This is a genomic window from Caballeronia sp., from assembly GCF_049581465.1.
GTDB lineage: Bacteria > Pseudomonadota > Gammaproteobacteria > Burkholderiales > Burkholderiaceae > Caballeronia.
Map to the genome: position 1 here is coordinate 1 of NZ_JBAUSA010000836.1, position 2,376 is coordinate 2,376.

2 protein-coding genes and 1 pseudogene are annotated in these 2,376 nt (G+C 59.3%); 2 read left to right on the plus strand and 1 reads right to left on the minus strand.

Annotated elements, in window-relative coordinates:
• Positions 1 to 172 (plus strand): BON domain-containing protein (locus WCA53_RS20510; protein ID WP_423914956.1); only part of this gene is annotated, 172 nt, incomplete at its 5' end.
• A gap of 61 nt (positions 173 to 233) precedes the next feature.
• Positions 234 to 619 (plus strand): annotated as a pseudogene (locus WCA53_RS20515) (4Fe-4S dicluster domain-containing protein); the annotation flags it as partial.
• Between the two features lie 185 nt (positions 620 to 804).
• Here WCA53_RS20515 and WCA53_RS20520 read toward each other — a convergent pair.
• Entirely contained in the window at positions 805 to 2,310 is a 1,506-nt protein-coding gene (locus WCA53_RS20520) for a transglycosylase SLT domain-containing protein (protein WP_423914954.1), read from the minus strand.
• Between the last annotated feature and the right edge of the window lie 66 nt (positions 2,311 to 2,376).

Below are 2,376 nucleotides of genomic sequence, written 5' to 3' on the forward strand. Positions count from 1 at the left end.
GATCAGTGCCGGTAATATCAGCGTCACCGCAAAAGACGGCGTAGTAACACTGAATGGCACGGTCACCGACGCGTCCCAGGTGGGCAAGGTCGCGGAAATCGCGAGTGGCGTTCCCGGAGTAACTTCGGTCACCAACAAGTTGACACTGCAAAAGCCATTTGGCGGCATGTAAGCTGCCGCAGTCGGCACAGCAATGCGGCGGGGCCGACAAATGAGTCGGTCCCGCCGCCCTCAACGTGCCGTGGACGCGGCACGATCAACATTCGGATCACGAGATGCTCAAGCCCGCTTCCAAATGCAAGCCGACCACGTATCCGAAGGGGATGGCAAGCTGACCTTCGATCGGCTTTCGTCGGTGTTCATCTCGAGCACGAATCACGAGGCGAACGAGCCGGCGCATCTGACGCCGATAGATCTATCGGTGCCGGTCAATGTGAACTGGCAGACCTATGCGGGTCCGGAATACCGTTACTGCCCAGCGGCCGTGCATGAGTTCGCCAAGAACGACGACGGCAGCGAGCGTCTCGTGATTAATGGGCAGAACTGCGTGCATTGCAAAACCTGCGATATCGAGGACTCGACACAGAACATCGTGTGGGTGAGACCTGAGGGCGGCGGGGTCGTTATTCCGAGTGGTGCACTTGCAGCGACGCCCCAGCGACGCAGTTGCCCGTGCTGCAGCGGAAGAGCCTCAGGATGAGGCCAGAAAATCCGCCGAGTAAGCTGGCCTGGTCCGTGCCCAGGCTGTCGTTCGACCGCGCTCTCAGGCGGACTTTTCAAGGTCGGCTCCACACCCGACAACGGTCAACCTCCGGGCTTCATCGTGCGAATCGCCTTGTCGCGCGCCTGCTGTGCGTCGACGATCAAGCGGTATGCGGCGTAATACTTGAATATGTTGCGTACGTACGTCGTGGTTTCGATACCGATCTTCTCCGCGACTACGATTTCGACATTGTTGAACCACTTGTCCGGATCCAGCCCGCGGGCCACGGCTTCCTTGCGCATCTTTGCGATATTGGCCGCCCCCGCGTTATAGCTCGCGAAGGCAAACAACGTGCGATTGTCATCGTCGAAGTGCGCGTCCGGAAAGTAACGTGTCATCAGCCGATCCATGTATTTCGTGCCCGCATGGATGTTGGGCTCGGTTATACCAATGTTGCCGACTGCCATTTCCTTGCCTGTTCCCGGCATCAACTGCATGACGCCGACCGCGCCAACGTGACTGCGCGCCGACTGGTTCAGCTGCGATTCCTGATAGCCTTGGGCGGCCAGCATCAGAGGGTCGAAGCCATACTGCTTGCCATACGTCTCGAAGAGCGTAAGTGTTTCTTCGAAACGCTTGCGTTCGACCGCACCCGAAGCATCGGTGACCTGCCTGATACGCTTCATGAACTGTGCGAGCCGGTAGTCGATAACACTCTGCTTTTGAACAAATTCGTTATAGAAATCGGTCACGACAGCCTGCAGTTGCGGGCTGTTCTTCCGGATCGCCCAACCCACATAGCCCTCGCTGCGCACCACCAGGTCCTCCCTGACCTTGATGTGAGGCAGAACTTGCGCCCACAGCTTTGCTTTCCAGTCGTCGACCACTACGATGCCGAGCATTCCCGCATTTAGCATTTCGAGCGTGTCCTCATCTTCGAGTACGTCGGGCAGCAGCGTGATCTGCATGACGGGCTTGCCCGCTTTCCTGAACCGGTCGTTCAGTGCCATCAGACTCTCGTAGTAACTCGTCGCCTTGCGTACATACACCTGCTTTCCCGCGAGGTCGTCCAGGGTTGCGATAGCCGGAGCGCGGGGACCGGACACAATCAATTCCCGGACCGGCTTGCGGTCACGCGGCGCAACAAAGTCGACAAGCTTGCGCCGCTCATCGGTCGCCGTCAGGTTGCCCGCCGAAATATCGCCCAGCCCGGTCTGGAGGTTCGACAGAAGTTTGTCCCGGGTCGTTGGAATCAGAAAGACCGTCACCGGGCGTTTGCCGAGCTGGCTGGCATAGCGCTTGTTGACGTACGCTTCGAAGTCGCGCGCGAGTTCAGCGGTCAGACCGCGTTCCCGACCTTTGTCGTTGAAGTACAGCGTACGGCTGAACGGCACAAGAAAGCGGATCGAGCGGCGCCCGAGCATCGCGTCGAAGTCGCCGGTCCACGGTTTGACCGCGAGGTTCAACTGGCGCGCTTTCGCAACCGCAGCCGGGGGCGACGATACTTGTGCCACAGGGGACGCACCCGGTCCCGACGCGGCTCGCACCGACGACGAGAGCACCACAATCCCAACCAGCAAGGCGCCAAGAAAACGAAGTCCCGTCATGACATGTCCTCCCCATCCGAACGACAATCCGGGAAGTCAAAACGCTGTCGTTCAGAACTTAGGGCG

What these genes read in the sequence shown, in the direction of transcription:
- WCA53_RS20520 (WP_423914954.1), bottom strand. Translation starts at nt 2,310, where the DNA reads ATGACGGGACTTCGTTTTCTTGGCGCCTTGCTGGTTGGGATTGTGGTG.